This is a genomic window from Luteimonas sp. MC1825, assembly GCF_014764385.1.
In the GTDB taxonomy this organism is placed as follows: Bacteria; Pseudomonadota; Gammaproteobacteria; order Xanthomonadales; family Xanthomonadaceae; genus Luteimonas.
Genome location: NZ_CP061714.1, coordinates 1,512,748 through 1,539,634 on the forward strand (window position 1 = coordinate 1,512,748; position 26,887 = coordinate 1,539,634).

26 protein-coding genes and 1 other RNA gene are annotated in these 26,887 nt (G+C 69.9%); 7 read left to right on the forward strand and 20 right to left on the reverse strand.

What is annotated here, in order from left to right:
- The 6 genes from carA to hrcA form a co-directional block, all read right to left on the reverse strand.
- Positions 1-1,149, reverse strand: a complete 1,149-nt coding sequence (gene carA / locus IDM46_RS06965) for a glutamine-hydrolyzing carbamoyl-phosphate synthase small subunit (RefSeq protein ID WP_185115295.1) — start codon at positions 1,147-1,149, stop codon at positions 1-3.
- 144 nt (positions 1,150-1,293) lie between these two features.
- Positions 1,294-2,007 (reverse strand): 4-hydroxy-tetrahydrodipicolinate reductase, encoded by a 714-nt coding sequence (dapB, locus tag IDM46_RS06970; protein ID WP_185115296.1) that lies wholly within the window; start codon positions 2,005-2,007, stop codon positions 1,294-1,296.
- 57 nt (positions 2,008-2,064) lie between these two features.
- Positions 2,065-3,195, reverse strand: a complete 1,131-nt coding sequence (gene dnaJ / locus IDM46_RS06975) for a molecular chaperone DnaJ (RefSeq protein ID WP_185115297.1) — start codon at positions 3,193-3,195, stop codon at positions 2,065-2,067.
- Between the two features lie 111 nt (positions 3,196-3,306).
- Positions 3,307-5,226, reverse strand: a complete 1,920-nt coding sequence (gene dnaK / locus IDM46_RS06980) for a molecular chaperone DnaK (protein ID WP_185115298.1) — start codon at positions 5,224-5,226, stop codon at positions 3,307-3,309.
- A 100-nt stretch (positions 5,227-5,326) separates the two neighbouring features.
- Positions 5,327-5,830, reverse strand: a complete 504-nt coding sequence (gene grpE / locus IDM46_RS06985; RefSeq protein WP_182821106.1) for a nucleotide exchange factor GrpE — start codon at positions 5,828-5,830, stop codon at positions 5,327-5,329.
- A gap of 5 nt (positions 5,831-5,835) precedes the next feature.
- Entirely contained in the window at positions 5,836-6,918 is a 1,083-nt protein-coding gene (gene hrcA, locus IDM46_RS06990; RefSeq protein ID WP_182821104.1) for a heat-inducible transcriptional repressor HrcA, read from the reverse strand.
- A gap of 89 nt (positions 6,919-7,007) precedes the next feature.
- Here hrcA and recN point away from each other — a divergent pair, with 89 nt between their 5' ends.
- Positions 7,008-8,696: a DNA repair protein RecN gene (gene recN, locus IDM46_RS06995; RefSeq protein ID WP_182821101.1), complete on the forward strand. Its 1,689-nt coding sequence runs from the start codon at positions 7,008-7,010 to the stop codon at positions 8,694-8,696.
- A gap of 9 nt (positions 8,697-8,705) precedes the next feature.
- Here the strand turns inward: recN and fur are convergent, their stop codons facing one another.
- Positions 8,706-9,110, reverse strand: coding sequence for a ferric iron uptake transcriptional regulator (gene fur / locus IDM46_RS07000; RefSeq protein WP_182821099.1), 405 nt, complete (start codon positions 9,108-9,110; stop codon positions 8,706-8,708).
- A 103-nt stretch (positions 9,111-9,213) separates the two neighbouring features.
- On the opposite strand from fur, the gene bamE reads away from it, so the two are divergent.
- Positions 9,214-9,603, forward strand: a complete 390-nt coding sequence (gene bamE, locus IDM46_RS07005) for an outer membrane protein assembly factor BamE (protein WP_185115299.1) — start codon at positions 9,214-9,216, stop codon at positions 9,601-9,603.
- Positions 9,604-9,607: 4 nt separating this feature from the next.
- Here bamE and IDM46_RS07010 read toward each other — a convergent pair whose 3' ends face one another.
- Positions 9,608-9,901: an RnfH family protein gene (locus IDM46_RS07010; RefSeq protein ID WP_185115300.1), complete on the reverse strand. Its 294-nt coding sequence runs from the start codon at positions 9,899-9,901 to the stop codon at positions 9,608-9,610.
- A complete protein-coding gene (locus IDM46_RS07015) occupies positions 9,864-10,295 on the reverse strand; it encodes a type II toxin-antitoxin system RatA family toxin (protein WP_182821093.1) in 432 nt (143 codons plus the stop codon). Before IDM46_RS07015 ends, IDM46_RS07010 begins: the two co-directional genes overlap by 38 nt.
- 55 nt (positions 10,296-10,350) lie before the next feature.
- On the opposite strand from IDM46_RS07015, the gene smpB reads away from it, so the two are divergent.
- Positions 10,351-10,851, forward strand: a complete 501-nt coding sequence (gene smpB / locus IDM46_RS07020; RefSeq protein WP_182821091.1) for an SsrA-binding protein SmpB — start codon at positions 10,351-10,353, stop codon at positions 10,849-10,851.
- Positions 10,852-10,857: 6 nt separating this feature from the next.
- Here the strand turns inward: smpB and IDM46_RS07025 are convergent, their stop codons facing one another.
- Positions 10,858-13,038: a CHASE domain-containing protein gene (locus IDM46_RS07025; RefSeq protein ID WP_185115301.1), complete on the reverse strand. Its 2,181-nt coding sequence runs from the start codon at positions 13,036-13,038 to the stop codon at positions 10,858-10,860.
- 155 nt (positions 13,039-13,193) lie between these two features.
- On the opposite strand from IDM46_RS07025, the gene ssrA reads away from it, so the two are divergent.
- The 3 genes from ssrA to IDM46_RS07040 all read left to right on the forward strand — a co-directional run bounded on the left by ssrA (position 13,194) and on the right by IDM46_RS07040 (position 16,427).
- Positions 13,194-13,547: a transfer-messenger RNA gene (gene ssrA, locus IDM46_RS07030) on the forward strand.
- A 142-nt stretch (positions 13,548-13,689) separates the two neighbouring features.
- A complete protein-coding gene (locus IDM46_RS07035) occupies positions 13,690-14,442 on the forward strand; it encodes a response regulator (protein WP_185115302.1) in 753 nt (250 codons plus the stop codon).
- Positions 14,439-16,427 carry an ATP-binding protein gene (locus IDM46_RS07040; RefSeq protein ID WP_185115303.1) on the forward strand — a complete coding sequence of 663 codons (1,989 nt, stop codon included), beginning with the start codon at positions 14,439-14,441 and terminating at the stop codon, positions 16,425-16,427. The genes IDM46_RS07035 and IDM46_RS07040 overlap by 4 nt, the downstream gene beginning before the upstream one ends.
- A 27-nt stretch (positions 16,428-16,454) precedes the next feature.
- On the opposite strand, the gene IDM46_RS07045 is transcribed toward IDM46_RS07040, so the two are convergent.
- From IDM46_RS07045 to IDM46_RS07090, 10 genes are all read right to left on the reverse strand, one after another.
- Positions 16,455-17,186, reverse strand: a complete 732-nt coding sequence (locus tag IDM46_RS07045; protein WP_182821081.1) for a helix-turn-helix domain-containing protein — start codon at positions 17,184-17,186, stop codon at positions 16,455-16,457.
- 108 nt (positions 17,187-17,294) lie between these two features.
- Entirely contained in the window at positions 17,295-18,131 is an 837-nt protein-coding gene (locus IDM46_RS07050) for a universal stress protein (protein ID WP_185115304.1), read from the reverse strand.
- A gap of 99 nt (positions 18,132-18,230) precedes the next feature.
- Positions 18,231-18,908: an OmpA family protein gene (locus tag IDM46_RS07055; protein WP_182821077.1), complete on the reverse strand. Its 678-nt coding sequence runs from the start codon at positions 18,906-18,908 to the stop codon at positions 18,231-18,233.
- A gap of 100 nt (positions 18,909-19,008) precedes the next feature.
- Positions 19,009-20,148, reverse strand: coding sequence for an alanine racemase (gene alr / locus IDM46_RS07060; RefSeq protein WP_185115305.1), 1,140 nt, complete (start codon positions 20,146-20,148; stop codon positions 19,009-19,011).
- Positions 20,149-20,152: 4 nt separating this feature from the next.
- Complete coding sequence (locus IDM46_RS07065) at positions 20,153-21,568, reverse strand: replicative DNA helicase (protein ID WP_182821072.1); 1,416 nt, start codon at positions 21,566-21,568, stop codon at positions 20,153-20,155.
- A gap of 194 nt (positions 21,569-21,762) precedes the next feature.
- Positions 21,763-22,215, reverse strand: a complete 453-nt coding sequence (rplI, locus tag IDM46_RS07070) for a 50S ribosomal protein L9 (RefSeq protein ID WP_182821070.1) — start codon at positions 22,213-22,215, stop codon at positions 21,763-21,765.
- A gap of 103 nt (positions 22,216-22,318) precedes the next feature.
- Positions 22,319-22,549, reverse strand: a complete 231-nt coding sequence (gene rpsR, locus IDM46_RS07075; RefSeq protein WP_182821068.1) for a 30S ribosomal protein S18 — start codon at positions 22,547-22,549, stop codon at positions 22,319-22,321.
- An 11-nt stretch (positions 22,550-22,560) separates the two neighbouring features.
- Positions 22,561-23,016, reverse strand: a complete 456-nt coding sequence (gene rpsF, locus IDM46_RS07080) for a 30S ribosomal protein S6 (protein WP_182821066.1) — start codon at positions 23,014-23,016, stop codon at positions 22,561-22,563.
- Positions 23,017-23,207: 191 nt separating this feature from the next.
- Positions 23,208-25,010, reverse strand: coding sequence for a DUF885 domain-containing protein (locus tag IDM46_RS07085; RefSeq protein ID WP_185115306.1), 1,803 nt, complete (start codon positions 25,008-25,010; stop codon positions 23,208-23,210).
- A gap of 51 nt (positions 25,011-25,061) precedes the next feature.
- The gene (locus IDM46_RS07090) at positions 25,062-25,403 is read right to left on the reverse strand and encodes an iron-sulfur cluster assembly accessory protein (RefSeq protein WP_185115307.1); all 342 of its coding nucleotides are present in this window, start codon (positions 25,401-25,403) and stop codon (positions 25,062-25,064) included.
- 82 nt (positions 25,404-25,485) lie between these two features.
- On the opposite strand from IDM46_RS07090, the gene asnS reads away from it, so the two are divergent.
- Positions 25,486-26,886 (forward strand): asparagine--tRNA ligase, encoded by a 1,401-nt coding sequence (asnS, locus tag IDM46_RS07095; RefSeq protein ID WP_182821060.1) that lies wholly within the window; start codon positions 25,486-25,488, stop codon positions 26,884-26,886.
- Position 26,887: the final 1 nt, after the last annotated feature.

Below are 26,887 nucleotides of genomic sequence, written 5' to 3' on the forward strand. Positions count from 1 at the left end.
TTATCCCGGAATGACTGAGGTTGTCTGGCCGCGCGCGGCCATCGCCGCCACGAAGCGGTCGAACAGCGGCGCGACATCGTGCGGGCCCGGAGCGGCCTCCGGATGTCCCTGGAAGCTGAAGGCAGGCGCGTCGAGAAGCTCGATGCCCTGGTTGGTGCCGTCGAACAGCGAACGATGCGTCACGCGCACGTTCGCGGGCAGCGATGCCTCGTCGACCGCGAAGCCGTGGTTCTGCGAGGTGATCATCACCCGCCCGGTATCGAGGTCCTGCACGGGATGGTTGGCGCCATGGTGGCCGTTGGCCATCTTCAGCGTACGCCCGCCGACCGCCAGCGCGAGCAGCTGGTGGCCCAGGCAGATGCCGAATGTCGGCACCTTCGCGGCCAGGCAGCCGCGGATCGCCTCGATCGCGTAATCGCAGGGCGCCGGGTCACCAGGACCGTTGGACAGGAACACGCCATCGGGGCGCAGCGCGAGCGCCTCTTCCGCCGTCGTGCGCGCCGGCACCACGGTCACGTCGCAGCCGCGCTCGGCCAGCATGCGCAGGATGTTGCGCTTCACGCCGTAATCCCAGGCCACCACCTTGAAGCGCGGTTCCACCTGGGTCCACGCGCCGCTGTCGAGGTCGAGCTGGCCTTCGCGCCACTGGTAGCGGCCGGGGGTGCTGACCACCTCGGCGAGATCCATGCCCTTCAGGCCGGGGAACTTGCGCGCCGCCTCGATGGCGCGGGCGGCGTCGATGTCGCCGGCCATCACCGCGCCGTTCTGGGCGCCGCGCTCGCGCAGCAGGCGCGTCAGGCGACGGGTGTCGATGCCGGCGATCGCCACCACGCCACGATCGGCGAGCCACTCGGGCAGCGCGACCTGGCTGCGCCAGCTGCTGGGCCGGCGCGGCACGTCGCGCACCACCAGGCCGGCCGACCAGACGCGCGCGCCCTCGTCGTCCTCGGCGGTACAGCCGGTGTTGCCGATGTGCGGATACGTCAGGGTGACGATCTGGCGCGCGTACGAGGGGTCGGTGACGACCTCCTGGTAGCCGGTCATCGCGGTGTTGAACACCACTTCGCCGACGCAAAGGCCGGGCGCGCCGATGGAGACGCCTTCGAAGACGGTGCCGTCTTCAAGCGCGAGGATTGCAGGTGGGGTCACGAAGGTCGCCTACGTGGGGTTGCAGGAAGCCGCCGGAGCCGGTGGAATCCGGCGCCGGGACATGTGAATCAGGCGAGCGGGAATGATACGGAACCGCGACCCCAGGCGCCAGCGGCAGGGTGCCGGAACTGAACGCGCGCCCCGCTACAGCAGGTCGCGCAGCCGCCAACTGCCGGGCGCGCGGCCGTGCAGGCGCGATGCCGCGTGCAGCGCGCCACGGGCGAACACGTCGCGGCTGGTCGCGCGGTGCACCAGTTCGATCCGCTCGCCGATCCCGGTGAACTGCACGGTGTGCTCGCCGACGATGTCGCCGGCGCGCAGGCTGGCGTAGCGCGGATCCAGGCCCCCGCGCCCGGCCGCGGCACCGAGCGCCAGCGCCGTGCCCGAAGGCGCATCCTTCTTGTGGACGTGGTGCGCCTCGACGATGTCGCAGTCCCACCCGGGCAGCGTGGCCGCCGCGCGCTCCACCAGTTCCTCCAGCAGCGCCACGCCGAGGCTGAAGTTGGCCGCCCAGACCAGCGGGATGCGCGCCGCGGCCGCCTGGAGCGCGTCGCACTGCGCCGCGGACAGGCCGGTGGTGCCGGACACCAGCCCGGCGCCCCGCTCCACGCAAAGCGCGAGCACCTGGTCGAAGGCTTCGGCCAGGCTGAAGTCGACCGCGACGTCGAACGCGGGGACACCGCGCAGTTCCGCGGCGGCGAAATGCGGCACGCCATCCACCACGCGCTGGGCCGGCCGGCGCGACACCGCGGCCACCACCACGCAGCCCGGAACCGCACCGTCGGCACACAGGCGCATGAGCGCGTGGCCCATGCGCCCGCTGGCGCCATGGAGCATCAATCGGATGGGGGACGGCATCACGCAAGGCTAGCGGCGGTGCACGCCGCCGGCAAGGTCAGGGCCAGCGCGTGGTGCTCAGGACGTCATGCGTTCCCAGAAGCCCTTGACGCCATCCACGAAGGTGCTGGCCTTGGGCGAGTGGCGGCGCGCGCCATCGCCGACGAACGTCGCTTCCAGCTGCTCCAGCAGCTCGCGCTGCTGGTTGGTCAGGTTGACCGGGGTCTCGATCACCACCTTGCAGTAGAGGTCGCCCGGCGCGCGGCTGCGCACCGACTTCACGCCCTTGTCGCGCAGGCGGAAGACCTTGCCGGTCTGGGTTTCTGCGGGAATGCGGATCTCCGCTTCGCCGCCAAGCGTCGGCACGCGCGTGGTGTCACCGAGCGCGGCCTGGCCGATGCGGATCGGCACTTCGCAGTGCAGGTCGTCGCCGTCGCGCTCGAAGATCGGGTGCGGGCGCACGCGCACCTCGACGTACAGGTCGCCGGGCTGCGTGCCGGGAGGCCCCGCCTCGCCCTCGCCCGAGAGGCGGATGCGGTCGCCGTTGTCCACGCCGGCCGGGATCTTGACCGACAGCACCTTCTCTTCCTCGACTCGGCCGTTGCCGCGGCAGGACGGGCACGGCGACTTGAAGGTCTGGCCGCGGCCGTGGCAATGCGGGCACGGCTGCTGCATCGAGAAGATGCCGCGCTGGAACCGCACCTGGCCACGCCCCTGGCAGGTGTCGCAGGTCTCGAGCTTGCCGTCCTCGGAGCCGGTGCCGTTGCAGGGATCGCAGGCGGCCAGCGTGGGCAGTTCGATGCGGCGCTCGACGCCCGCCACCGCCTCTTCGAGGTCGAGTTCCATCACGTAGCCGACGTCGGCGCCGCGTCGCGGGCCGCGCGTGCCGCCGCCAGCACCGCCGAAGATGTTGCCGAAGATGTCCCCGAAAATGTCGCCCATGTCCGGCTGGCCGGGACCGGCATTGCCGCCGCCCATGCCGTGCTCGAACGCGGCGTGGCCATGCTGGTCGTACATGCGGCGCTTGCCGCCGTCGGACAGCACTTCATAGGCCTCCTTGCACTCCTTGAACGCGGCCTCGGCCTCGTGGTTGCCCGGATTGCGGTCAGGGTGGTGCTTCATCGCGCTGCGGCGATAGGCCTTCTTCAGTTCATCGTCGCCGGCGTTGCGGGCAACGCCGAGGACTTCGTAGTAGTCGCGCTTGCTCATGGATCAGTGGTCATCTGTGTCGGGCGACGCACCCGTGCAACCGGGCGCGGAAACGACATCGGGAACCGCGCATACGCAGCCACGGTTCCCGACGTCACATACCGATGGCGGTCAGGCCTTGGAGTCGTCGTCCTTGACCTCGGTGAACTCGGCATCGACGACGTCGTCGCCGGCCGCCGGCGCACCGGCATCGCCACCCGCATCGCCACCACCCTGCTGGGCCGCGGCGGCGAAGAGCGCCTGCGCGGCCTCCTCGAGCACCTTGGTCCTGGCCTCGATCTGCACCTTGTCGTCGCCCTTCATGGCGGTCTCGACGTCGGCGATCGCAGCCTCGACCCGGCCGATCACGTCGCCCGGCACCTTGTCGCCGTTGTCCTTGATCGCCGTGCGCGTGCCGTGCACCAGGGCGTCGGCCTGGTTGCGGGCGCCGACCAGTTCGTGGAACTTCCTGTCGTCCTCGCGGTGCGCTTCGGCATCGGCCACCATCCGCTGGATTTCCTCGTCCGAAAGACCCGAGCCGGCCTTGATCTCGACCTTCTGCTCCTTGTTGGTCTTCTTGTCCTTGGCGGTGACGTGCACGATGCCGTTGGCGTCGATGTCGAACGACACCTCGACCTGCGGCATGCCGCGCGGCGCGGCGTCGATGCCGGTGAGGTCGAACTTGGCCAGCGACTTGTTGTAGCGGGCCTGCTCGCGCTCGCCCTGCAGCACGTGCACGGTGACCGCGGACTGGTTGTCCTCGGCGGTGGAGAAGGTCTGCGAGGCCTTGGTGGGCACCGTGGTGTTCTTCTCGATGATCTTGGTGAACACGCCACCCAGGGTCTCGATGCCGAGGCTCAGCGGGGTCACGTCGAGCAGCAGCACGTCCTTGACGTCGCCCGCCAGCACGCCGCCCTGCACCGCGGCGCCGATGGCGACCGCCTCGTCGGGGTTGACGTCCTTGCGCGGCTCCTTGCCGAAGAACTCGGCGACCGCCGCCTGCACCTTCGGCATGCGCGTCTGGCCGCCGACCAGGATCACCTCGTTGACGTCGCTGGCACGCAGGCCGGCGTCGTTGAGCGCGGTGCGGCACGGCTCGATGGTCTTTTTGATCAGGTCCTCGACCAGCGCCTCCAGCTTGGCGCGCGTCAGCTTGATGTTGAGGTGCTTCGGGCCCGAGGCGTCGGCGGTCACGTACGGCAGGTTGACCTCGGTGTGCTGCGCGGTGGACAGCTCGATCTTTGCGCGCTCTGCGGCATCGCGCAGGCGCTGCAGGGCCAGCGGATCCTTGCGCAGGTCCATGCCCTGGTCCTTGTTGAACTCGTCGACCAGGTAGTCGATGACGCGCTTGTCGAAGTCCTCGCCACCGAGGAAGGTGTCGCCGCTGGTGGCGAGCACCTCGAACTGCTTCTCGCCGTCGACTTCCGCGATCTCGATGATCGACATGTCGAAGGTGCCGCCGCCGAGGTCGTACACGGCGATCTTGCGGTCGCCGCCGTCCTTGTCCAGGCCATAGGCCAGCGCGGCCGCGGTCGGCTCGTTGATGATGCGCTTGACGTCGAGCCCGGCGATGCGGCCGGCGTCCTTGGTCGCCTGGCGCTGCGAGTCGTTGAAGTACGCAGGCACGGTGATGACGGCTTCGGTGACCTTCTCGCCCAGGTAGTCCTCGGCGGTCTTCTTCATCTTTTCCAGGATACGCGCGGACACTTCCTGCGCCGACAGCTTCCGGCCGTCGCTGGTCGCGACCCAGGCGTCGCCGTTGTCGTGCTGGGCGATGGCGTACGGCACCAGGCCGATGTCCTTCTGCACCTCGGCGTCGGTGAACTTGCGGCCGATCAGGCGCTTCACCGCGTAGAAGGTGTTCTGCGGGTTGGTGACCGCCTGGCGCTTGGCCGACGCACCCACCAGCACCTCGCCGTCCTTGGTGTAGGCGACGACGGAGGGCGTGGTGCGGTCGCCCTCGCTGTTCTCGATGACGCGGGCCTTGCCGCCGTCCATGATCGCCACGCACGAGTTGGTCGTGCCCAGGTCGATGCCAATGATCTTTGCCATGGGATGTATGCCTCTTTGAGGTTTGTCTGGGGGGCGGCAAGCCGCCGATGACTGCTATCTGGGGACGCGGCGGGCGCCTTCAAGCGCCGGGGGCGCGGATTCAGTCGTCGCGGGCCACGGCGACGAGCGCCGGGCGCAGCAGCTGTTCGTTGAGCTGGTAGCCCTTCTGGAACAGCTGCGCGACCGCGCCGGCGGGAACGCCTGCGGCGTCCACCACGCTCATCGCCTGGTGCTGGTCGGGGTTGAACGCATCACCAGGAGCCGGCGCGAGCTGCACCAGCCCCTGGCTGGCCGTGACGCGCAGCAGTTCGCGCAGCGTCAGCTCCATGCCCGTGCGCATCGGATCGTCGGCTGCGCCCGCGAGCAGCGCCGCGTCGAGGCTGTCGAACACCGGCAGCAGGTCGCCGAGCAACTGCTTGTTGGCGAACCGGCAGGCATTCTGCACATCGCGCTGCAGGCGCTTGCGCTGGTTGTCAAGGTCGGCACGCTCCACCAGGGACTGCGCGCGCAGCTGCTCGAGCTCGCCGCGGAGGGCCTCGAGTTCGTCGTGCGGAATGGTGTCGGCGGCCTCGAGGGTATCGTCGGGCGTCTGTTCGTTGGTCATCGCTGTCAGGGTCCGGGAGTGTCGCGGTCCGCACTTTGTGGGGATGGCGGCTCCGGATTCAAGGCATTGCCCAGCATGTCGGCGGTGGCCTGCACCACCGGAATCACCCGGTCGTAGGCCATTCGCGTGGGGCCGATGACCCCGAGCACCCCCAGTACGCGCCCCCCTGCCCCGTACGGAGCGGTCACCAGCGACATGCCGGCCAGCGGCGCCAGCCCGGTCTCCTCACCGATGAACACGCGCACGCCCGGTGCCTTCACCGTGCGCTCCAGCAGCTGCAGTATTTCGCGTTTCTGCGCGAAGGCGTCGAACAGCTCGCGCAGGCGCTCGACGTCGGCCAGGTCCTGCACCCCGAGCAGGCGCGCCTGGCCGGAGACCACCACGTCCTCGTCGCCGGGCACCAGCACCTGCTCGGCGATTTCGGTGGTCGCCCGCAGCAGGCCCTCCATTTCGCTGCGCGCGGCGCGCAGGTCGCTGACCAGGGTGGCGCGGATCTCGTGCAGCGGGCGGCCGGCGAAATTGGCGTTGAGGTAGTTGGCCACCTGTTCGAGTTCGGCCGGGCCGTAGGGGCGCCGGGTCAGCACGATGCGGTTCTGCACCTCATGGTCGGCAAAGACCACGATCGCCATCACCCGCTGGCCGTCCAATGGCACGAAATCGATCTGCCGGAACGCGAACTGGCCGCGTCCCGGCACGCTGACCACGCCCACGAACCGGGTCATCGCCGAGACCAGCTCCGACGCGCTGCCGAGCAGCGACTGCGTGCCGCCGCCGGTCGCCAGCTCGCCGCGCAGGCGTGCCAGTTCCGGCTCCTGCAGCGGGCTCAGCTGCAGCAGCGAGTCGACGAACACGCGGTAGCCCTGCGGCGTGGGCACGCGCCCGGCCGACGCGTGCGGTGCCGCCAGCAGCCCGACCTCCTCCAGGTCGGCGAGGATGTTGCGGATGGTCGCCGGGCTGACATCCAGGCCGGCGTGGCGGGCCAGGGTCTGCGAACCCACGGGCTCGCCATCGCGGATGTGGCGCGCGATCAGGGTGCGCAGCAGCTGGCGTGCGCGGGCATCGAGGGGGTCATCGCGGCGTCGGGACATCCCGGGGGTATATGTCGCCCGGCTCCGAGTCGCAAGCGCTGCGACGCGGCGATGGCAGCCTGCCGTCCCTCGCGGCACAATCGCGTCCCATGCTCAAGCGCCTCTCCATCAAGGATTTCGCCGTCGTCGCCGCCACCGAGCTCGAGTTCGGGGCCGGTCTGACCGTGGTGTCGGGCGAGACCGGCGCCGGCAAGTCGCTGCTCGTCGATGCCCTCGGCTTCCTGTCGGGCCAGCGCGCCGACAGCGGCATGGTCCGGCATGCCGCGCAGCGCGCCGAGCTCGACGCCGACTTCGACCTCGCCGGCTCGCCGGCCGCGCAGGCCTGGCTGCGCGAACAGGAGTTCGACGACGGCGAGGCCTGCCAGCTGCGCCGCACCTTGCGCGCCGATGGCGGTTCGCGGGCGTGGATCAACGGACGCCCGGCCACGCTCTCGCAACTGGCCGCGCTGGCGGCTCACCTGGTCGAGATCCATGGCCAGCACGAGCACCAGGCGCTGCTGTCGCGCGCCAGCCAGCTCGCCCTGCTCGACGCCTTCGGCCGCCACGAGGCGCTGCTGGCCGCGGTGGCCGCCGCAGCGCGCGGCTGGGCCGCGCTGCTGCGCGAACGCGAGCAACTGACCGCCGCAGGGGATGTCTCCGACCGCATCGACTGGCTCGGCCACCAGCTGGGCGAACTCGAGCGCGAGGACCTGGATGCGGACGCCATCAGCGCGCTCGCCGCCGCGCATCGCCGCCAGGCCCATGCCACCACCCTGGTCGACGCCTGCGACGTCGCCCTCGCCCGCCTCGGTGACGGCCACGGCGCGCTGCCCGCCGAGCTGCACCAGCTGCGCGGCGGGCTGGCGCGGCTGCAGGACCACGAGCCGCGCCTGGGCGAGGTGCAATCCATGCTCGAGGGTGCCGCGATCCAGCTGGACGAGGCGGCGATCCTGCTCGACCGCATCCGCGCCGACCTGGACCTCGACCCCGCGCAGCTCGAGGACCACGAGCGCCGCCTCGCGCGCCTGCACGACCTGGCGCGAAAGCACCGCGTGGCACCCGAAGGGCTCGCCGCGCAGCGTGACGCACTGGCCGCCGAACACGAGGCACTGCACGCCTCGGCGCGGCGCCTCGGCAGCCTGGGCACCGAGATCGATGCCGCCGCGGAGGCCTGGCGCAAGGCCGCCGTGGCACTGGGCAAGGCGCGCGCGCGCGCCGGCAAGGCACTGGCTGTCGCCACCACCGCGCTCGTCGGCGAACTGGGCATGGGCGGCGGGCGATTCGAAGTCGCGCTGGAACCCACCGCCGGGGACGCTCCGGATGCGCAGGGCGCCGAGCGCGTCGAGTTCCTGGTGTCGGCCAACGCCGGGCAGCCGCCGCGACCGCTGCGCAAGGTCGCATCCGGCGGCGAACTGTCGCGCATTTCGCTGGCCATCGAAGTCGCCGCGCTGGGCCTCGACGCGGTGCAGACCATGGTCTTCGACGAAGTCGATTCCGGGATCGGCGGCGGCGTGGCGGAGATCGTCGGCCAGAAGCTGCGCGACCTCGGCAGCCGGCGCCAGGTGCTGTGCGTGACCCACCTGCCGCAGGTCGCGGCCCAGGGCCACGCGCACTACAGCGTCAGCAAGGCCGAACGCGGTGGCGTCACCCAGAGCGCGGTGCGCCTGCTCGACGACGGCGAACGCCAGGAAGAACTGGCGCGCATGCTGGGCGGGGTGGAGGTCAGCCGCGAGGCGCGTGCGGCCGCCAGGCGGCTGTTGCGCGATGCGGCGACAGGGGGCGTGGACGTCGCCGGCTGAGGCCTGCGGTCAGCGCTTCTTGCGCACGTACAGCACCAGCGAGTGCTCTTCGAGGATGTAGCCGTGCTGCGCGGCGATCCTGCTCTGCAGCTCCTCGATCTCCGGGCTCTCGAACTCGATGATGCGCCCGGTGTCGACGTCGACCATGTGGTCGTGGTGGCCACCGCGGTCGATCTCGTAGACCGCCGTGCCGCCCTCGAAATTGTGCTTGAGCACCAGCCCGGCCGCCTCGAACTGGGTCAGCACCCGGTAGACGGTGGCGAGGCCGATTTCATCGCCGCCTTCCAGCAGGTGGCGATAGATGTCCTCGGCGGTCATGTGGTGGTGCGCGGTCTTCTGCTCGAGCAGTTGCAGGATGCGCATCCGGGGATGCGTGACCTTCAACCCGGCCTTGCGAAGCTCATGGGTTTCCATGCCTGTTCCGTTCATTGGCGATTGGGGTGCCAGCTGCCGTGGAGCCGGTCGCGGCGGCTCGGCGAGTGTATCATCGCGGGGATTTCCGCCGTCCTGGGTTCCAATGCGCAAGCTCCTCGTCCCCGTCATCGTCGCCTGCCTCGCCACTGGCTGCGGGCTCGTCTACAAACAGCCGATCTACCAGGGCAACCTGCTGAAGAGCAGCGACGTCGCACAGCTGCAGGCGGGCATGAACCGCCAGCAGGTGTCGGCATTGCTCGGCACGCCATCGGTCCAGGACCCGTTCCACCAGGAGCGCTGGGACTACACCGCCAGCGAGCGCACCGGCCGCATCGGCAAGACCGAGGTGCACAACCTCACGCTGTGGTTCGAGGGCGACACGCTGGCCAAGTGGGAAGGCGACCAGTTCCCCGATCGCGACGACGAACTGATCAAGGACGTGCGGCGCTCGTTCGGCCCCAACCTCGCGCGCGACAAGAAAAAGACGCGCTGACCGCTCAGCGGCGACGCGCGGCGCGCAGCCGCCTGGCATCCTTGGGGTCGACCTGCAGCGGCCGCAACAGCTCCACCCGGTCACCATCGCGCAGCGCGGTGGTGGCGGTGACACGCTCACCGAACACCGCGTAGCAAGCCACTGCTTGCAGCGGCAGGCCGCAGGCGGCAATGGCGTCGGCCACGCGCGCGCCGTCGCGCAGTTCCACTTGCACACTGTGGTGCGTGCGTGGAAACGCGAGCACCACTTCGACGCGCACCTCAGGCGTCCGGATCGTCGGCGATGCGCACGAAGTCATCGACCATGCGGTCGACCAGCCCCTGGAAGCCGAGCTTCATCGCCGGCGCCAGCAGGCGGCTGCGCGGCTCGAAATCCAGGCTGAGCGTGACCTTGCACGCCGACTCGTCGAGCGCGTGGAACTCCCAGCGGCCTTCGAGGCGCTTGAACGGGCCATCGCGCAGGTGCATGTCGATGCGCTGCGGTGGCGTGAGCAGGTTCTCCGTGGTGAACCAGGTGCGCATGCCGGCGATGCCGAGTTCGAGTCGACCGAGCACGCGCCCCGGTGCGGACTCGAGCACTTCGGCACGATCGCACCACGCGAACCGCGCCGGGTACGCCGCGATGTCGTTGACCAGCGCGAACATCCGCGACGCGGCGTGTCCGACCAGGGCTGAGCGCTTGATGATGGGCATGTGGGCAGGCGGTCTCGCGTTCCTTTCCCGCCCCGTGCCGTGTGAGAATGACGCGATGGGCAAGACTGCTGGCAAGGATAAGGGAAAGAGCGGCGCCGGGGGCACGATCGCGCTCAACAAGCGCGCGCGCCACGAGTACCACCTCGAGGACCGTTTCGAAGCCGGCATGGCGCTGCAGGGCTGGGAACTCAAGGCGATCCGCGCAGGCCGCGCCAACATCACCGAGAGCTACGCGGTGGTGCGCAGCGGCGAGATCTTCCTGTTCGGCGCGCAGATCACCCCGCTGCTGCAGGCGTCCACGCACGTCATCGCCGATGACCGCCGCACGCGCAAGCTGCTGCTGCACCGTCGCGAGATCGACATGCTGGTCGGCAAGGTGGAACGCGACGGCTACACCATCGTGCCCAGCGCGATGTACTGGAAGGGCAACAAGGTCAAGATCGAGATCTCGCTGGCCAAGGGCAAGCAGACCCACGACAAGCGCGACGCCGCCAGGGACCGCGACTGGGCGCGAGACAAGCAGCGCGTGATGCGGCGCCACAACCGCGACGCCTGAGCGGCTTCATCCCACGCCGGCATCGTCGGGCAGCGTGAAGCGGAAGCGCGCGCCCTCGCCCACCCTGCCCTCCGCGGTGATGCTGCCGCCGTGGCGCTCGATGATGCGCTTCACCGAGGCCAGGCCGATGCCCTCACCGACGAATTCGTCCTGCGCGTGCAGACGCTGGAACGGACGGAACAGCTTGCCGGCGTACGCCTCGTCGAAGCCGACGCCGTTGTCGGCCACCTCGAACCAGGTCTCGCCGGCATGTTCGACCCGGTGGAAGGCGATGTGGCCGCGCTCCCGGCCGCGGGTGAACTTCCAGGCGTTGCCGAGCAGGTTGTTGAGCAGGTTCCTCACCAGCGCGCTGTCTCCTGATGCCTGCAGGCCGGGCTCGATCTGCGCGTCCACCTGCCGCTGCGGATCGCCGTGGCGCAGGTCGGCGACGATGTCCGCCGCCATCGCCGACAGGTCCAGGGGCTCGCGGCGCAGCTCGCCGCGGGACACCCGAGACATCTTCAGCAAGGCATCGATCAGCTCGCCCATGCGCGCCGTCGCGGCGCGCACGCGCGCGAGATAGCCACGCCCGGCATCGTCGAAGGCATCGGCATGGCGTTCGCCCAGCACGCGCGTGAAGCCGTCGATCGCCCGCAGCGGTGCACGCAGGTCATGCGAGATGGTGTAGGCGAAGGATTCCAGCGCCTCGTTGGCCCGCGTGAGTTCGCGCGTGCGCAGCGCGACCCGCGCCTCGAGGGTGCGGTTGAGCGCGTTGATCTGCGCCTCGGCGCGCACGCGGTCGGTGATGTCCTCCACCTGCGCCAGGCTGGCCACGTCCTGGCCCACGTCGCCCGGCACCTGCGCGTACGTCAGCAGCACATGGCGCAGCTCGCCGTCGTCGCGCCTGAGCTCGCGCGTCACGCGGTACACGCTGCCGGTCGCCGCGCGCGAGCGCTCTTCGGCGGCGTCGCCGGTGCCGCTGAACAACGCCTGGAAGTCTCGACCCATCAATTCCTCGGGCGACGCGCGCAGGATGTTGGCCAGGGCCAGGTTGGCATCCACCACGCGCCCGTCGCGGTCGAGCAGCGCCTTGCCGATCGCCGAAAAGCGCATCGCACTGCGGAAGCGCAGTTCGCTGCGCCGGTACGACTCGCTCATGCGCGCCGCGATCTGCTGCGCGCGCGACTGGGTCCGCGCCAGCGACAGCGCCACGGCGAACATCAGGAATGAGGCCAGCATGCCCAGCACGATCGTGCCCTGGGTGCCGAGCAGCGCCGACCCGCCGTTGCCGGCGCGCACCTGGTGGAAGTCCAGCCGCCAACGCCGGCCGTACACCTGCTCTTCGACGCTGTGGGTGACAGCGGCGGCATGCTTTCCGGGCGCAAGCGCCGCATCGTGCGCATACACCAGCGTCTCGACACCGTCGCCGATGTCGACGATGCGCAGCCCCGGCGTGCCGGGCGCGTCCGCCACTGCCTGCTCGACGAAACCGTCGAGGCGGAATGGCGCGCAGACCCAGCCGGCCAGGGCCGCGGCGCGTGCGGACGGGTCGGACGGCACGATGCCCGCCCGGTACACCGGCGCGAAGATCACCAGGCCGCGCCCCGCTCCCACCTGCGCGAGTTGCAGCGGCGCGGTAATGCGCGCGGCCCCGCTGTCGCGCGCGGCCAGCATCGCCGCCGCGCGGGTGGGCTCCTGCAGCATGTCGAAACCGATGGTGTTGATGTTGGCGATCGTGCGCGGTTCCAGCAGGACCACCGGCCCGTACTGCGCACGCGCACCCGGCGGATCCACGTTGAACAGCCCCATCCCGGCCGCGCGGCGCCTGAGCTGCAGTTCCTGCAGGGCGGCCGGCGACAGCGCCTCGGCGTAACAGAGCCCGAGCATCGCCGGAAACCTGCGGTCGAGTTCCAGGCCGTCGGTGTAATGCCGCCACTGTTGCGGGCTGGGTGCCTGCACGGTGGCGAACAGCGACACGCCGCCACGGGTGATCAGTTCGTAGGTGAGCAGTTGCTGGCGCAGGCGCGCGACTACCTGTTCGGCCTCGCCCGCCAGCCGCGCCTGTGCAAGCTCGCGCTCGCGCGTGCCGGCACCGGTGGCGTAGATGGCCACCAGCGCGAGCGAAGCCACCAGCACCAGCGCGGCCAGGAGGTAGCCGTGCCGCGATGGCAGGGCGTCGGGTGACAGCAGGGCCTCGTCGGCGGTCATCGGCAGGAGCATACCGGCTGCGCGGCGACCCTTCCGGATGAACGTTGCCCGGCGCGGCTGCAGGCACCGGCCTTGCACGCGGCGCACGCGACCCTATACTTCACCTGTCTCGCAGTTTCACTGCCTTTCCGGCAGATGCCAGCTTTCCCGATCATGGGGGTGCACTGGCTTCGACGGGGGTCGCGAAATCGCCTGGCGCATGCCGAGGGGGTAGCTTTCCTCGTAAATCCAGCTGCAAAACTCTAGTTGCCAACGACGACAACTACGCTCTCGCCGCTTAAGGCGTAAGCCCCGAACCCACTTGTGCCCGTGCTCGTGGATGTAGGGTCATTATCACGGAACCGGCTGCGGTGGTTGCCTGTCAACCGCGGCTTAACAAAAACAGGCTGGTCCTGGGGTGCGCTTCGCCCACTGTGCTGCCACAGGACGAGACCCAACGGTGAGCTAAGCATGTAGTGCCGGGGATGGAGTGCCTTCGGACGGGGGTTCGATTCCCCCCACCTCCACCATCCACGAACGAACCCGACCCCACACGGTCGGGTTTTTTCGTTCTGGTCCACGTGAACCCACGCCCCCGCCGGGCGCCGTCGCGGGGGCCTGTGCGATCCTATGCACCATGGACGCGCCCCCTTCCCAGCGTTGCCTGGCCACATGAGCAGCGACCCGTTTGCCGCCGGCGACGCACGCCCGCGCGTGCTCGTCGTCGACGACGACGCCGACATCGTCGCTCTGCTGGCGCGCTATCTGGGCAGCAACGGATTCGTGGTCTCGAGCGCCGCCAGTGGCGCCGACCTGCGCGAGGCCCTGGCCGGTGCGCTGCCCGACCTGGTGCTGCTCGACCTGGGTCTTCCCGACGAGGACGGCCTGTCGCTGCTGCAGCACCTGCGCCAGCAGTGGCGGCTTCCGGTGATCGTGGTCAGCGGACGTGGCGAAGCGGTGGAACGCGTGGTCGGGCTGGAGCTGGGTGCCGACGACTACATCGCCAAGCCCTTCGATTTCCGCGAGCTGCTGGCGCGCGTGCGCTCGGTGCTGCGGCGCGCGCCGGCGGTGGCCGCGGACGTCCCCGCGCCGGCCCCGACGCCGATCCGGCGCCTCGCGTTCGAAGGCATGGTGCTCGACCTTGCCGCGCGCAGGCTGGCCGACGCGGGCGGCCGCGATATCCCGCTGACCACGGGCGAGTTCGACCTGCTGCGCGCCTTGCTGCAGCACCCCAACGAAGTGCTGAGCCGCGACCGGCTGATGAACACGCTGCACGGGCGCGAGGCCGGGCCGTTCGATCGCGCGATCGACGTCGGCATCGCGCGGCTGCGGCGCAAGATCGAGCGCGATCCGGCAACGCCCGAGCTGATCCGGTCGGTACGCGGTGCCGGCTACCTGCTCGCTGCCGACGTCTGCCCGGCATGAGCGACGCGGGCGCCATCCCGGGACTGTTCGAGGCCGTGCCCGACGCCTTGCTGGTGGTCGACGGCGAAGGTCGCGTAGTGCGCGCGAACGCGCACGCGGAAGTCCTGTTCGGACACGCACGCGGCGCGATGGTGGGCCTGGAGATCGAGGACCTCGTGCCGGAAAGCGCGCGTGCGCGCCACCGCGTGTATCGCGACCGCTACATGTCGGCCCCGCACGTGCGACCGATGGGCGCCACCGGCCAGACCCTGGTGGGCCTGCGCAGCGACGGCACGAAGTTCCAGATCGAGATCGCGTTGAGTCCTCTGGACAGCGCGGACGGCAAGCGCTTCCTCGCCTCGGTGCGCGACATTTCCGGCAGCCAGCGCGTGCAGCAGGCGTTGGCGCGGGCCCGCTACGACGCGATCGCGGCGCGCATCGGCCAGCTGGCGCTGGAGGCGGCGGCGGAATCGAGCCTGCTCGAGGAGCTGCCGCCGCTGCTGGTGGAGGCGCTGGGCGTGCAGGCGGTGGCGATCGTCGCCGCCGCATCCGGCCAGCAGGCGGCCGCCGTGCGCGGTGCCGCGGGCACCGGCTGGCAGGCCGGGAGCACCGTGCCGCGGCCCTTCGCCGGCGAGCACCGGGACGCCTGGATCATCGGCGACATCGCCGCGGATCCATCTGCCGCCGCGCTGTTCCCGTTGCCGCTGCCGCCTTACGGCAGCGCGGTGCTGGTGCCGGTGTTCGAACATCGCCGGGTGACGGGCGCGCTGCTGGCGGCATCGCGCGAGACGCGCCGCTTCGACCACGATGCCTGCCACCTGCTGCAGACGGCGGCCACCACGCTGTCGACCTACGTGCAGCAGCGGCGCGCCGAAGAGCACCTCGCCCACGCGCAGCGGCTGGACGCGATCGGCCAGCTCACCGGCGGCGTGGCCCACGACTTCAACAACCTGCTCACGGTGATGTCCGGCAGCCTGCAACTGCTGGAGCCGGAAATCGCCAGCACCGATGGCCAGGCGCTGCTGGCCAGCGCGCTGCGTTCAGTCAGCCGCGGCGCCGAACTCACCGCCAAGCTGCTGGCGTTCGCGCGCCGGCAGCGCCTGCAACCGAGCGCCGTCGACGTGCCACGGCTGCTGCACGACCTGGAACAGGTGCTGCGGCGCACGCTCGGCGACAGCGTGCGCCTGCGCGTCGGGGTGGCACCCGGGCTGCCTCCCGCGTACGTCGATGCCGGCCAGCTCGAGGCCGCATTGCTCAACCTGGCGCTCAACGCGCGCGACGCGCTGGGCCGCGGTGGCGAGATCGTGTTCACGGCGGCCCCGGACGAGGTCGGCGCGGACCAGGCCAGCGCGGAACTCCCGGCCGGCGACTACCTGTGCCTCGGCGTCAGCGACGATGGCAGCGGGATGCCGCCCGACATCCTGGCGCACGCGATGGAGCCGTTTTTCACCACCAAGGGCCGCGAACGCGGCAGCGGCCTCGGCTTGAGCATGGTGTACGGCTTCGCGCGCCAGAGTGGCGGAGGCCTCGTGATCGACAGCGTGCCCGGGCACGGCACCGCGGTCCGGCTGTATGTGCCTGTGGCGCGCGACGCAGCTGCCGGAGTCGAGCCACTGGCCCGCCCCGCCGCCGGCAGCGGCCGGGGCGAAGGCGTACTGGTGGTCGAGGACGACGCCGCGGTGCGCGCGATCGCGGTGGCGTTCCTGCGCGGCGCCGGCTACCGGGTGCTGGCGGTGGCCGACGGCGAGACCGCGCTGCGCGTGCTGCGCGAAGAGCCGGCGATCGCCCTGCTCTTCAGTGACGTCATGCTCGGCCCGGGGATCGACGGCAAGGCGCTGGCCCGTGAAGCGCTCGCGTTGCGCCCGGGCCTTGCCGTGCTGTTGACCTCTGGCGACGAGGAACACGCCGCCGACGCCGGTGGCGGCCAGGGCCTGCGCCTGCTGCGCAAGCCCTGGCGGCGCGAGCAGCTCGCCGACGCGGTGCGCCGGGAACTGCAGGCGGGTTGAGGCGAAGGCGCGGCGCCGTGTACGCGCCTAGTGGCAACGCGCCTCACCCGCCAGCACCGCACGCAGGCCGGCTTCGTCGACGATGCCGATCCGCCGGCCGTCGACGTCGATCATGCCGTGCGCCTGCAGGCGCGACAGCGCCCGGGTCACGGTTTCCAGGGTGATCGCCAGGAAATTGCCGAGTTCGGCGCGCGTCATGCGCAACTGCAGCAGCTGCGGGTCAAGACCCATGGCGGCGAACCGCGCCGACAGGTCGAGCAGGAACGCCACCACGCGCTGGTCGGCGCCCAGCGTGCCGATGGCCAGCATCCAGCGCCAGTCGCGGCGGATCTCGGAAGCCAGCAGCGAGGTCAGGCGCTCGCGTACCTCGGGCATCAGGTCGTCGGGGCGCGCGCACGGCAGTTCCCAGACCTCGGCGGCGTCGAGGGCCACCGCATCGCAGGCCTGCGCCGGCATGTCGACCGCATCCAGCCCGAGCAGGTCGCCGCGCATGCGGAACCCGGTGATCTTCTCGCGGCCATCCTCGCTGAGCACGCTGGTGCGGAAGCAGCCCGAGCGCACGTAGTACAGCGACTGCCGCGGCTGGCCGGCGTGGAACAGCACCTGGCGTGCCGCCAGGCGATGCACGCGCGGTGGCCAGCGCAGCAGCAACGCCTCGAGTGCCGGCACCACGGGTGCCTGGCGATCGGCCGACCATGCGGCGGCGGGGCCGCGGAGGTGAGGGTCGAACAGGCTCGCGGGAGGAACTGGCTGGAGCATCGGGACGTCCACTGGATTGCGTTGCGATGCAATCTAATGGGCGTGGCGCGTCCCACGGGCAGCGGTCGGTAACCGTTGGTAACGGAATGTAACCGTGGCCGCGCGCGTTCAGTGCGACAGCAGCAACGGCACCGGCGAGCCCAGCAGCAGCTCGCGGGTCACGCCACCCATCACCCACTCGCGCAGCCGCGAGTGGCCATAGCCACCGGCCACGATCAGCTGCGCCGGCATCTCTCGCGCATGCTCAAGCACGATGGCGCTCACCGCGCGGCCGCGAGCGGCCTGCACCACCATGTCGGCGCGCACCGCGTGTCGCGCCAGGTGGGCGGCGACATCGACGAGCGCCTGCTCGCCTTCGGCGCCCGGCGAAGGGTCGACCACGACCACGTCCACGCGCGACGCATCGCGCAGCAGCGGCAGTGCGTCGTGCAGTGCGCGCGCGGCCTCCGCGCCAGGGCGCCAGGCGAGCAGCACCGCCCCACCCGCCTCCGGTGCGGCCGCGCCAGGTGGCACGACCAGCACCGGGCGTCCCGAACCGAGCAGCAGGGACGCCACGAAGTCGTGCGCCACGCTGCCCTCCGCACCATCGTTCGCCGGCCCCGCGACCACCGCGAGATCGGCGTTGTGGGCCATGTCGACCGACACGCGCGGTGGATCGGAAAAAAGCGCCTCGACCACGCGCACCTCGACCTGGACACCGTGGCCCGCGAGCGCGGCGCGCCGGGACGCGGCGTTGGCCTGGCCTTGGGCGCGCCAACGGTCGTGCACATCGCCGATCGCGATATCCGGCATCAGTCCCCAGGGGTTGGCTGTCGGCATGGGCAGGTTGACGATCTCCAGGATCGTCAGTTGCGCGTCGAACCGCCTGGCCAGCGCGAGCGCGGCGGTGATCGCGGCCTCGTCGCCCGGGGTGGCGGTGACGGGGACATACAGGCTCCTGGGCATGCGCGGCTCCGCGATCGCAAGGTGGGAACGCCGGGTGTATTCCGTCAAACGGAAAAGGGCCGCGCGAGCGGCCCTTCTCCTGGCGCAACCGACGGCGGATCAGCCGCGCAGCGGGACCACGCGGATCTCGACGCGACGATTGGCCGCGCGACCCTGCTCGGTGGAGTTGTCGGCGATGGGCATGTTCTTGCCGAAGCCGACGATCTCGAAGCGTTCGCGCTGCAGGCCCTGGCCGATGAGGTAGTTGCCCACCGCCGACGCGCGCTGCTCGGAGATGCGCTGGTTGACGGCGTCGCCGCCGATGTTGTCGGTGTGCCCGGCCACTTCCACGATGGTCTGGTTGTACTCGGCCAGGGTGCGCGCCACGTTGTTGAGCGCCGGGTAGAACTGCGGCTTGAGCGCGGTCTTGTTGAAGTCGAAGGTCACGCCATCCGGCAGGTTGAGCTTGATGGTGTCGCCCTCGCGGTCGACGATGATGCCGGTGCCCGCGGTCTGGCGGCGCAGTTCGGCTTCCTGGCGGTCCTGGTAGACGCCGACGGCGCCACCGGCCAGTCCACCCACGCCCGCACCCACCAGCGCGCGCTGGCGGCGCTCGGTGGCGTCGGAACCGCTCAGCAGGCCGGCGACGGCGCCGATCCCCGCACCGATCAGCGCGCCGCGCTGGGTCCGGTTGGGATCGTTCGGATCGCTGGTCTGGCCGGTATAGGTGGCGCAGCCGGAAATGAGGACGGCGCTCGCTGCCGCGGTGGCGAAGAAGATACGGGGGGCTGTACGCATGGGGAACTCCTGGTCGGGCGGCATGCGCCCGGGGGTGGGTGATGAATGACCGGGCTCACGCTAACCGCGATGGCGTCCGCGCGGGGTGACGGCCCAGCGGCTATTCAGCTGACAGAAAGCCACCGCTGTAGACGCGTGGAATGCGGTCGTTCAAACCCACCAGCACTTCGTACGGAATCATGCCGGCCGCGGCCGCCACCTGTTCCGCCCGCAGCTCGGCATCGCCCTGGCGGCCGATCAGCACGACCTCGTCTTCGTTCCATGCGCTGTCGCGGCCGATGTCGACCATGAACTGGTCCATGCACACCCGCCCGACGATCGGATACCCGCGACCGCGCAGCAGCACGGTGCCGCGCGAGGACAGCGCACGCGGATAGCCGTCGCCGTAACCGATGGGCACCGTCACCACGCGGGTGTCCGTGGCCGGTGCCCAGGTGCCGCCGTAGCTGACCGCATGCCCGGCCTGCACCACCTTGAAATAGACCACGCGCGAAACCAGCGAAAGCGCCGGCTGCACCGCCACCGTGGCACGCGCCCCGGCACCCGGCAGCACGCCGTACAGCAGGATGCCGGGACGCACCATGTCGAGTCGCGTGTCCGGGCAATGCAGCACGCCGCCGGAGTTGGCGATGTGCCGGGGCGGCACTGGCGCGCCGATGCGGCCGAAGTGCGCGCAGGCGTCTTCGAACCGCGCCAGTTGCAGCGCCGTCGTGGGCGAGTCGGGTTCGTCCGCGCAGGCGAGGTGCGAATAGATCCCGGCCAGCCTGATCCAGCGCGACGCCACCGCGGCCTCGATGAAGGGCCCGGCGCTCCAAGCATGCACGCCGATGCGCTCCATGCCGGTGTCGATCTTCAGGTGCACCGTGGCGTGGCGACCCATCGACGCGGCCGCGGCCTCGACGTGGCGCAGCTTCTCCAGCGACGACACGGTGATTTCGAGGTCGTGGACCAGGTACTGCGCCACCTGCGGCCCGTAGATGCCGCCCAGCACCAGGATCGGCACGCTGATGCCGGCACGGCGCAGCGCGATGCCCTCCTCGGGGAAGGCCACGCCCAGGTGCTCGACGCCATGCACCTGCAGGTGGCGTGCCACCTGCACCAGGCCGTGGCCATAGGCGTTGGCCTTGACGATGGCCATCACCGGCACGCCGGCGTGGGCACGGATGGCACGCAGGTTGCCGGCGATGCGGTCGAGGTCGACCAGGATCCGCGTCGGGCGCTCGGCGGCATGCAGGCCCATGCCGCTACTCGAAGCTGCCCACCGAGTCGTGGGCGAGGTTGTCGAAGCGCGTGTACTCGCCGAAGAACTTCAGTTTCACCGAACCCGTGGGCCCGTTTCGCTGCTTGCCGATGATCACCTCGGCCAGGCCCTTGTCGGGCGAGTTTTCCTTGTTGTAGTAGTCGTCGCGGTAGATGAAGACGATCACGTCGGCGTCCTGCTCGATCGCGCCCGACTCGCGCAGGTCGGCCATCACCGGGCGCTTGTCGGCGCGTGTTTCCAGCGAGCGGTTGAGCTGCGACAGCGCCAGCACCGGCACGTTGAGTTCCTTGGCCAGGCTTTTCAGCGAGCGCGAGATCTCGGAGATCTCGGTGGCGCGGTTCTCGCTGTTGCCCGGTACCGCCATGAGCTGCAGGTAGTCGATGACGATCAGGCCGAGGTCGTGTTCGCGCTTCAGACGTCGCGCCTTGGCGCGCAGCGAATCGGGCGACAGCGCCGGGGTGTCGTCGATGAAGATCTTGGTTTCCTTGAGCAGGCGGATCGCGCTGGACACGCGGCTCCAGTCCTCGTCCTCGAGCAGGCCGGTGCGCAGGCGGGTGGCATTGACGCGGCCCACGGACGAGATCAGTCGCAGCGCGAGCTGGCTGGCCGACATTTCCATGGAGAACACGGCCACGGCCTTCTTGGTCTTCATGGCGGCGTACTCGGCCATGTTGAGCGCCAGCGTGGTCTTGCCCATCGCCGGGCGCGCGGCCAGGATCAGCAGGTCGGTGGGCTGCAGGCCGGCGGTCATCTCGTCGAATTCGACGTAGCCGGTGGGCAGTCCGGTGATGCCGCCGCCGTTGGCGTAGCGCGTCTGCAGCACGTCGAAGGCTTCGGCCATCGCCTTGTTGACCGGGGTGAAGTCGGTGCGGCCACGGTTGCCGGCCTCGGCGATCGCGAACACGTCCTGCTCGGCCTTTGCGAGCAACTCGGAACTCTCGCGGCCACCTGGCTGGAAGCCGTCGTTGACGATGGTGGTGCCGACTTCGATCAGCTGCCGCAGCACGGCCTTGTCGCGCACGATCTCGGCGTAGGCGACGATATTGGCCGCCGACGGCGTGGTGCTGGCCAGTTCAACCAGGTACGCGCCGCCCGCCACCATCTCCGACTGCCCCTGCGACTCGAACCACTCGCCCAGGGTCACCGCATCGTAGGGACGGTTGCGCTCGGCGAGTTCCTTGATGGCGCGAAAGATCAGCTGGTGGTCGCGACGGTAGAAGTCGGACTGGTCGAGCTGGTCGCCAACGCGGTCGTAGGCCTCCGGCGAGAGCATCAGCCCGCCCAGCACGGCCTGCTCGGCCTCGACCGACTGCGGCGGTATGCGCAGCTGTTCGACCCGGGCATCGCCACGCCCCTGGAAGGCGGGGCCTTCGTGCTGGAAGCCCGGTCGTGCACTCATCGGTATCAGGACTCCCCTTGTGGGACCGTCGCCGCGGCCCTTTCTTCGTTGTCGGATTGTCATCGTAGCCCCCGCTGCCGGAAAGCGCTGCAGATAACACTGTGGATAACCGGTGGGCATCGCACGGCGTGAGACGACGGAAAACGAAGACGGGCGCCTCTCGGCGCCCGTCGACGGAAACGCTTGGAACCCGATCAGGCGGCTTCGGGCGCCACCACCACGGTGACCGTGGTGTCGATGTCGGCGTGCAGGTGCAGCACGACCTCGTACTGGCCGGTGGCGCGGAACGCGCCCTCGCCCAGCACCACTTCCGACTTCTCGACCGGATGGCCGGCCTTGGTCAGCGCCTCGGCGATATCGCGCGGGCCGACCGAGCCGTACAGCTTGCCTTCGGTGGAGGCGTTGGCGTAGATCGTGACACTCACGCCCTCGAGCGACGCCAGGCGCGTGTTGGCTTCGTCGTGCGACGCCACGGCCTTGGCTTCGTACTCGGCGCGGCGCGCCTCGAAGTCGGCGAGGTTGGAGGCGGTGGCGGGAACGGCCTTGCCCTGCGGCACCAGGAAATTGCGGCCGTAGCCCGGCTTCACGTCGACCTTGTCGCCGAGGTTGCCGAGGTTCACGACCTTCTGCAGGAGGATCAGTTGCATGGTGGAGCTCCGTATTCGTTAGCGGCGCATGGCGCCGCAACTATGGCTGTCCGAACGGACGGTGTGAGGCGGACGCGCCTCCCGTACCGGGAGGCGCGCGCGATCACATGGTGTGGTTGTCGGTGTACGGGATCAGGGCCAGGAAACGGGCGCGCTTGACGGCCGTGGCCAGCTGGCGCTGGTACTTCGCCTTGGTGCCGGTGATGCGGCTCGGGACGATCTTGCCGTTCTCGGTCACGTTCTGGCGCAGGGTGTTGAGATCCTTGTAGTCGATCTCCTTGACACCCTCGGCGGTGAACTTGCAGAACTTGCGGCGGCGGAAGAACTTGGACATGTGCGTGCTCCTCAGGCGGCTTCGGTGGTGTCGGTGTCGGACTCGGGCTTGTCGCCCTCGCCTTCACCCTGGTCGTCACGCGGGCGGCGTTCGCCGCGCTCGGGACGGTCGCCGCGGTCGGGACGGTCGGTCTTCTCCGGCTTCTCGTCCTTGTTCTTCATGATCAGGGACTGTTCGGTGTCGGCCTCTTCGCGGCGGATCACCAGGTGGCGCAGGATGGCGTCGTTGAAGCGGAAGCCTTCCGCCAGCTCGTCGAGGACGGCCTGGCCGACTTCGATGTTGAGCAGCACGTAGTGGGCCTTGACCAGGTTGTCGATGGGATACGCCAGCTGGCGCCGGCCCCAGTCTTCGAGACGGTGGATCTTGCCCTCGCTGCCTTCGATCAGCGTCTTGTAACGCTCGACCATGGCAGGCACCTGCTCGCTCTGGTCCGGATGGACCAGGAACACGATCTCATAGTGACGCATGTGTATTTCCTTGTGGATATCGGCCGCGACGCGAGTCGCAGGCCCGGATAGCCCCCGGCAGTGGAACGAGCGGCCGTGGGGCAAGGTCTCCCGGCGAACGGGAGCCGGCAAGTATGGCAGCCCGGCGGCCGCGGGCGCAAATCGTGGCCTGCCGCGCCTTCAGGCGGGCCTGCGCGACCGTGGCGGGAATTTCAGCCCCCGACTGCGCCCTTGGCAGTCTGCTGCCCGGCGATCCAGGCGTCGATGTGCTGCTCCAGCGTCTCCAGCGGCACGGAGCCGGTGACCAGCACGGCGTCGTTGAAGTCGCGCAGGTCGAACGCGGGGCCCAGCGCGGCCTCGGCGCGGGCGCGCAGCTCGGAGATCTTCAGCTGGCCGATCTTGTAGGCCAGCGCCTGGCCGGGCCAGCCGATGTAGCGGTCGATCTCGTTGGTGACGTCCTGCAGCGTCTTGGGCGAATTGTCCATGAAGTAGTCGATCGCCTGCTGCCGGCTCCAGCCCTTGGCGTGCATGCCGGTGTCGACCACGAGCCGAACCGCGCGCCACATGTCGTAGGCCAGCTGGCCCATGCGGTCGAGCGGATCGTCGTAGAGGCCCATGTCGTAGCCGAGGCGCTCGGCGTACAGGCCCCAGCCTTCGCCGTAGGCGGTGAAGTAGCCGACGCGGCGGAAGGTGGGCACGCCGGGCAGTTCCAGCCCGCGCGCGAACTGGAAGTGGTGGCCGGGCACCGCTTCGTGCAGCGACAGGGCCATCATTTCCCAGGTCGGGCGCACCTCGGGCCGGTACAGGTTGACGTAGTAGTAGCCGGCGCGGCTGCCGTCGGTGGCGCCGGGCTGGTAATAGGCGGTGGTGGTGTCGGGTGCGATGTTGTCGGGGATCGGGCGCACGCCGTACGGGAGCCGCGGAATGGTGCGCGCGATCTTCACCAGCTCCGGGTCGATGCGCTTGGAGATCGCCTGGTAGGCCTCGAGCAGGGCCTCGGGGGTTTCGTGGAAGTACGCCGGGTCGGTGCGCAGGTGCTCGAAGAACGCCGCGAGGTCACCCTTGAAGCCGACCTCGCCCTTGACCCGCTCCATCTCGCCGCGGATGCGCGCCACTTCGCGCAGGCCGATGGCGTGGATCTCCTCGGCGCCGAGCTCGGTGGTGGTGAACTGGCGGGCCAGGAAGTCGTAGTAGGCACTGCCGCCGGGCAGGTCGGCGGCGGCGATGGTCTCGCGCGTCGCGGGCAGGTATTCGGTTTCGAAGAACTCGGCGAAGCGCCGGTATGCGGGGACGATGTCGCTGGCCACCACCGTGCGCGCCTCGGCCTCCAGGCCGGCCCGCTCCGCCTGCGGCACACCGTCGCGGAAACGGGTGAACGGGCGGTAGAAGGGGCTCCGCCCCGGATCGGCCACCACCTGCGCGGCGATCTGCCCGGGGATGCGCTCCATCAGCACGCGCGGCGGCACGTTGCCCGCGGCCATGCCTTCGCGCAGCAGCACGATGGTGGCGTCGACCTGCGCCGGGATGCCGCGCATGCGCGCCAGCCAGTCGCGGTAGTCCTTGACGGTCGCGAACGGCAGCACCTCGGCGATGCCTTCGGCGGTCTGCACGCCGCCGCGCTGGCTGACGGCGCGCTGGTACTCGCGGTACTGCTGGCGCTCGACGGCCTTCTCCAGCTGCCAGGCCATGACGTCGTAGCTGAGCTGGTCCTGCGCCGGCAGTGCTGCACGGTCGATGGCGCGCAGGCGCGCCAGCGCATCGCGGTCGGCCGCCTGGTGCGCTGCGATCGCCGCCAGCGAGATGTCGCTCCAGCGGTCGTTGTAGCGGGCATCGCCGCGATAGCTGGCCGTTTCCGGGGATTCGCGCAGGCCGCGCTCCCACTCTTCGTCGAAGAAGCGGTGGAGCTCGGCGGATGCAGTGCCGGCTTTCGCCGATGGGGAAGCCGGGGCGTCGGCCGCGACCGCCACGGTGGTCAATGCGACGGACAGCAGCAACAGCATCAGCACGCGCGACATGGCGGGTCCGGAGAAGCGGGAATGGCCCCGGAGTCTAACCGCGTGACGGCGTCAGGCGGCCTTGTCGGCGTCGGTGGTGAAACTCTCACCGCAGCCGCACTCGGCGGCGACGTTCGGGTTGCGGAACACGAACTGCTCGTTCAAGCCGTTCTTGGTGAAGTCCATCTCGGTGCCGTCCACGAGCTCGAGGCTGTCGGCGGTGACGTAGATGCGCACGCCGTCCTGCTCGAACACGGTGTCGCCCTCGCGCGCGTCGCGGGCAAGGTCAACGGCGTAACCCCAGCCGGAACAGCCGGTGCGGTGCACGCCGAATCGCACGCCGAGCGCATCTGGCGCGCTGGCGAGGAATTCTTTCACCCTTTCCAGGGCGGCGGGAGCGAGGATGATGGCCATGATGTTGATTCTACTCCGTTGCGTGGCGCGGGTCCGGTAAACTGCCCGTCCTATCTCGGTCCATCCCCCAAGGATTCAAGGCATGACGGTGGTCAGCGTCGAGCACGCGCTCGCAGGCGGCATTCCCGCCGGTGGTGAAGTCACGGTCCGCGGCTGGGTACGCACCCGCCGCGACTCCAAGGCCGGGCTGTCCTTCGTCAACGTCAGCGACGGCTCGTGCTTCGCGCCGATCCAGGTGGTGGCGCCCAGCACGCTGCCCAACTACGAGGATGAGGTGAAGCGCCTGTCCGCGGGTTGCTCGGTCATCGCCCGCGGCACGCTGGTCGCATCCCAGGGCCAGGGCCAGAGCTTCGAAATCCAGGCGAAGGACATTGAAGTGGTCGGCTGGGTGGAAGATCCCGAGACCTATCCGATCCAGCCCAAGGCGCACTCGCTGGAGTTCCTGCGCGAGGTCGCGCACCTGCGCCCGCGCACCAACCTGTTCGGCGCGGTCACCCGCATCCGCCACTGCCTGGCGCAGGCGGTGCACCGCTATTTCCACGAGCAGGGCTACTTCTGGGTCAACACCCCGATCGTGACCACGTCGGATGCCGAGGGCGCGGGGCAGATGTTCCGCGTGTCCACGCTCGACATGGCCAACCTGCCGCGTGATGCGGGCGGCGCGGTCGACTTCGGCCGCGACTTCTTCGGCAAGGAGACCTTCCTCACCGTGTCCGGCCAGCTCAACGTCGAGGCCTTCTGCCTGGCGCTGAGCAAGGTGTACACCTTCGGCCCGACATTCCGTGCCGAGAACTCCAACACCACGCGGCACCTGGCCGAGTTCTGGATGATCGAGCCGGAGATCGCGTTCGCCGACCTCTCTGAAACCGCGCGCATCGCCGAGGAGTTCCTGAAGTACCTGTTCCGCGCGGTGCTCGACGAGCGCAGCGACGACATGGCCTTCATCGCCGAGCGCGTGCAGAAGGACGCCATCACGCGGCTTGAGGGCTTCATCAACGCGCCGTTCGAGCGCATCGAGTACGGCGATGCCATCAAGCTGCTGCAGGCGTCGGGACACAAGTTCGACTTCCCGGTCGAATGGGGCCTGGACCTGCAGACCGAGCACGAGCGCTGGCTGACCGAGCAGCACGTCGGCCGCCCGGTCGTGGTGACCAACTACCCGGAGCACATCAAGGCGTTCTACATGCGCCTCAACGACGACGGCAAGACCGTGGCCGCCATGGACGTGCTGGCGCCCGGCATCGGCGAGATCATCGGCGGCTCGCAGCGCGAGGAGCGCCTGGACGTGCTGGACGCGCGCATGGACCAGTTTGGACTCGACCGCGACCACTACGACTGGTACCGCGATTTCCGCCGCTACGGCACGGTGCCGCATGCCGGCTTCGGGCTCGGCTTCGAGCGCCTGATCGTCTACGTCTGCGGCCTGTCCAACATCCGCGACGCGATCCCCTACCCGCGCGCGCCCGGCCACGCGGAGTACTGAG

Coding starts and splice junctions, on each gene's coding strand:
- dapB (WP_185115296.1), bottom strand. CDS start 2,007: ATGCCGTCCCCCATCCGATTGATGCTCCATGGCGCCAGCGGGCGCATG.
- dnaJ (WP_185115297.1), bottom strand. CDS start 3,195: ATGAGCAAGCGCGACTACTACGAAGTCCTCGGCGTTGCCCGCAACGCC.
- dnaK (WP_185115298.1), bottom strand. CDS start 5,226: ATGGCAAAGATCATTGGCATCGACCTGGGCACGACCAACTCGTGCGTG.
- grpE (WP_182821106.1), bottom strand. CDS start 5,830: ATGACCAACGAACAGACGCCCGACGATACCCTCGAGGCCGCCGACACC.
- hrcA (WP_182821104.1), bottom strand. CDS start 6,918: ATGTCCCGACGCCGCGATGACCCCCTCGATGCCCGCGCACGCCAGCTG.
- recN (WP_182821101.1), top strand. CDS start 7,008: ATGCTCAAGCGCCTCTCCATCAAGGATTTCGCCGTCGTCGCCGCCACC.
- fur (WP_182821099.1), bottom strand. CDS start 9,110: ATGGAAACCCATGAGCTTCGCAAGGCCGGGTTGAAGGTCACGCATCCC.
- bamE (WP_185115299.1), top strand. CDS start 9,214: ATGCGCAAGCTCCTCGTCCCCGTCATCGTCGCCTGCCTCGCCACTGGC.
- IDM46_RS07010 (WP_185115300.1), bottom strand. CDS start 9,901: ATGACTTCGTGCGCATCGCCGACGATCCGGACGCCTGAGGTGCGCGTC.
- IDM46_RS07015 (WP_182821093.1), bottom strand. CDS start 10,295: ATGCCCATCATCAAGCGCTCAGCCCTGGTCGGACACGCCGCGTCGCGG.
- smpB (WP_182821091.1), top strand. CDS start 10,351: ATGGGCAAGACTGCTGGCAAGGATAAGGGAAAGAGCGGCGCCGGGGGC.
- IDM46_RS07025 (WP_185115301.1), bottom strand. CDS start 13,038: ATGACCGCCGACGAGGCCCTGCTGTCACCCGACGCCCTGCCATCGCGG.
- IDM46_RS07035 (WP_185115302.1), top strand. CDS start 13,690: ATGAGCAGCGACCCGTTTGCCGCCGGCGACGCACGCCCGCGCGTGCTC.
- IDM46_RS07040 (WP_185115303.1), top strand. CDS start 14,439: ATGAGCGACGCGGGCGCCATCCCGGGACTGTTCGAGGCCGTGCCCGAC.
- IDM46_RS07045 (WP_182821081.1), bottom strand. CDS start 17,186: ATGCTCCAGCCAGTTCCTCCCGCGAGCCTGTTCGACCCTCACCTCCGC.
- IDM46_RS07050 (WP_185115304.1), bottom strand. CDS start 18,131: ATGCCCAGGAGCCTGTATGTCCCCGTCACCGCCACCCCGGGCGACGAG.
- IDM46_RS07055 (WP_182821077.1), bottom strand. CDS start 18,908: ATGCGTACAGCCCCCCGTATCTTCTTCGCCACCGCGGCAGCGAGCGCC.
- alr (WP_185115305.1), bottom strand. CDS start 20,148: ATGGGCCTGCATGCCGCCGAGCGCCCGACGCGGATCCTGGTCGACCTC.
- IDM46_RS07065 (WP_182821072.1), bottom strand. CDS start 21,568: ATGAGTGCACGACCGGGCTTCCAGCACGAAGGCCCCGCCTTCCAGGGG.
- rplI (WP_182821070.1), bottom strand. CDS start 22,215: ATGCAACTGATCCTCCTGCAGAAGGTCGTGAACCTCGGCAACCTCGGC.
- rpsR (WP_182821068.1), bottom strand. CDS start 22,549: ATGTCCAAGTTCTTCCGCCGCCGCAAGTTCTGCAAGTTCACCGCCGAG.
- rpsF (WP_182821066.1), bottom strand. CDS start 23,016: ATGCGTCACTATGAGATCGTGTTCCTGGTCCATCCGGACCAGAGCGAG.
- IDM46_RS07085 (WP_185115306.1), bottom strand. CDS start 25,010: ATGTCGCGCGTGCTGATGCTGTTGCTGCTGTCCGTCGCATTGACCACC.
- IDM46_RS07090 (WP_185115307.1), bottom strand. CDS start 25,403: ATGGCCATCATCCTCGCTCCCGCCGCCCTGGAAAGGGTGAAAGAATTC.
- asnS (WP_182821060.1), top strand. CDS start 25,486: ATGACGGTGGTCAGCGTCGAGCACGCGCTCGCAGGCGGCATTCCCGCC.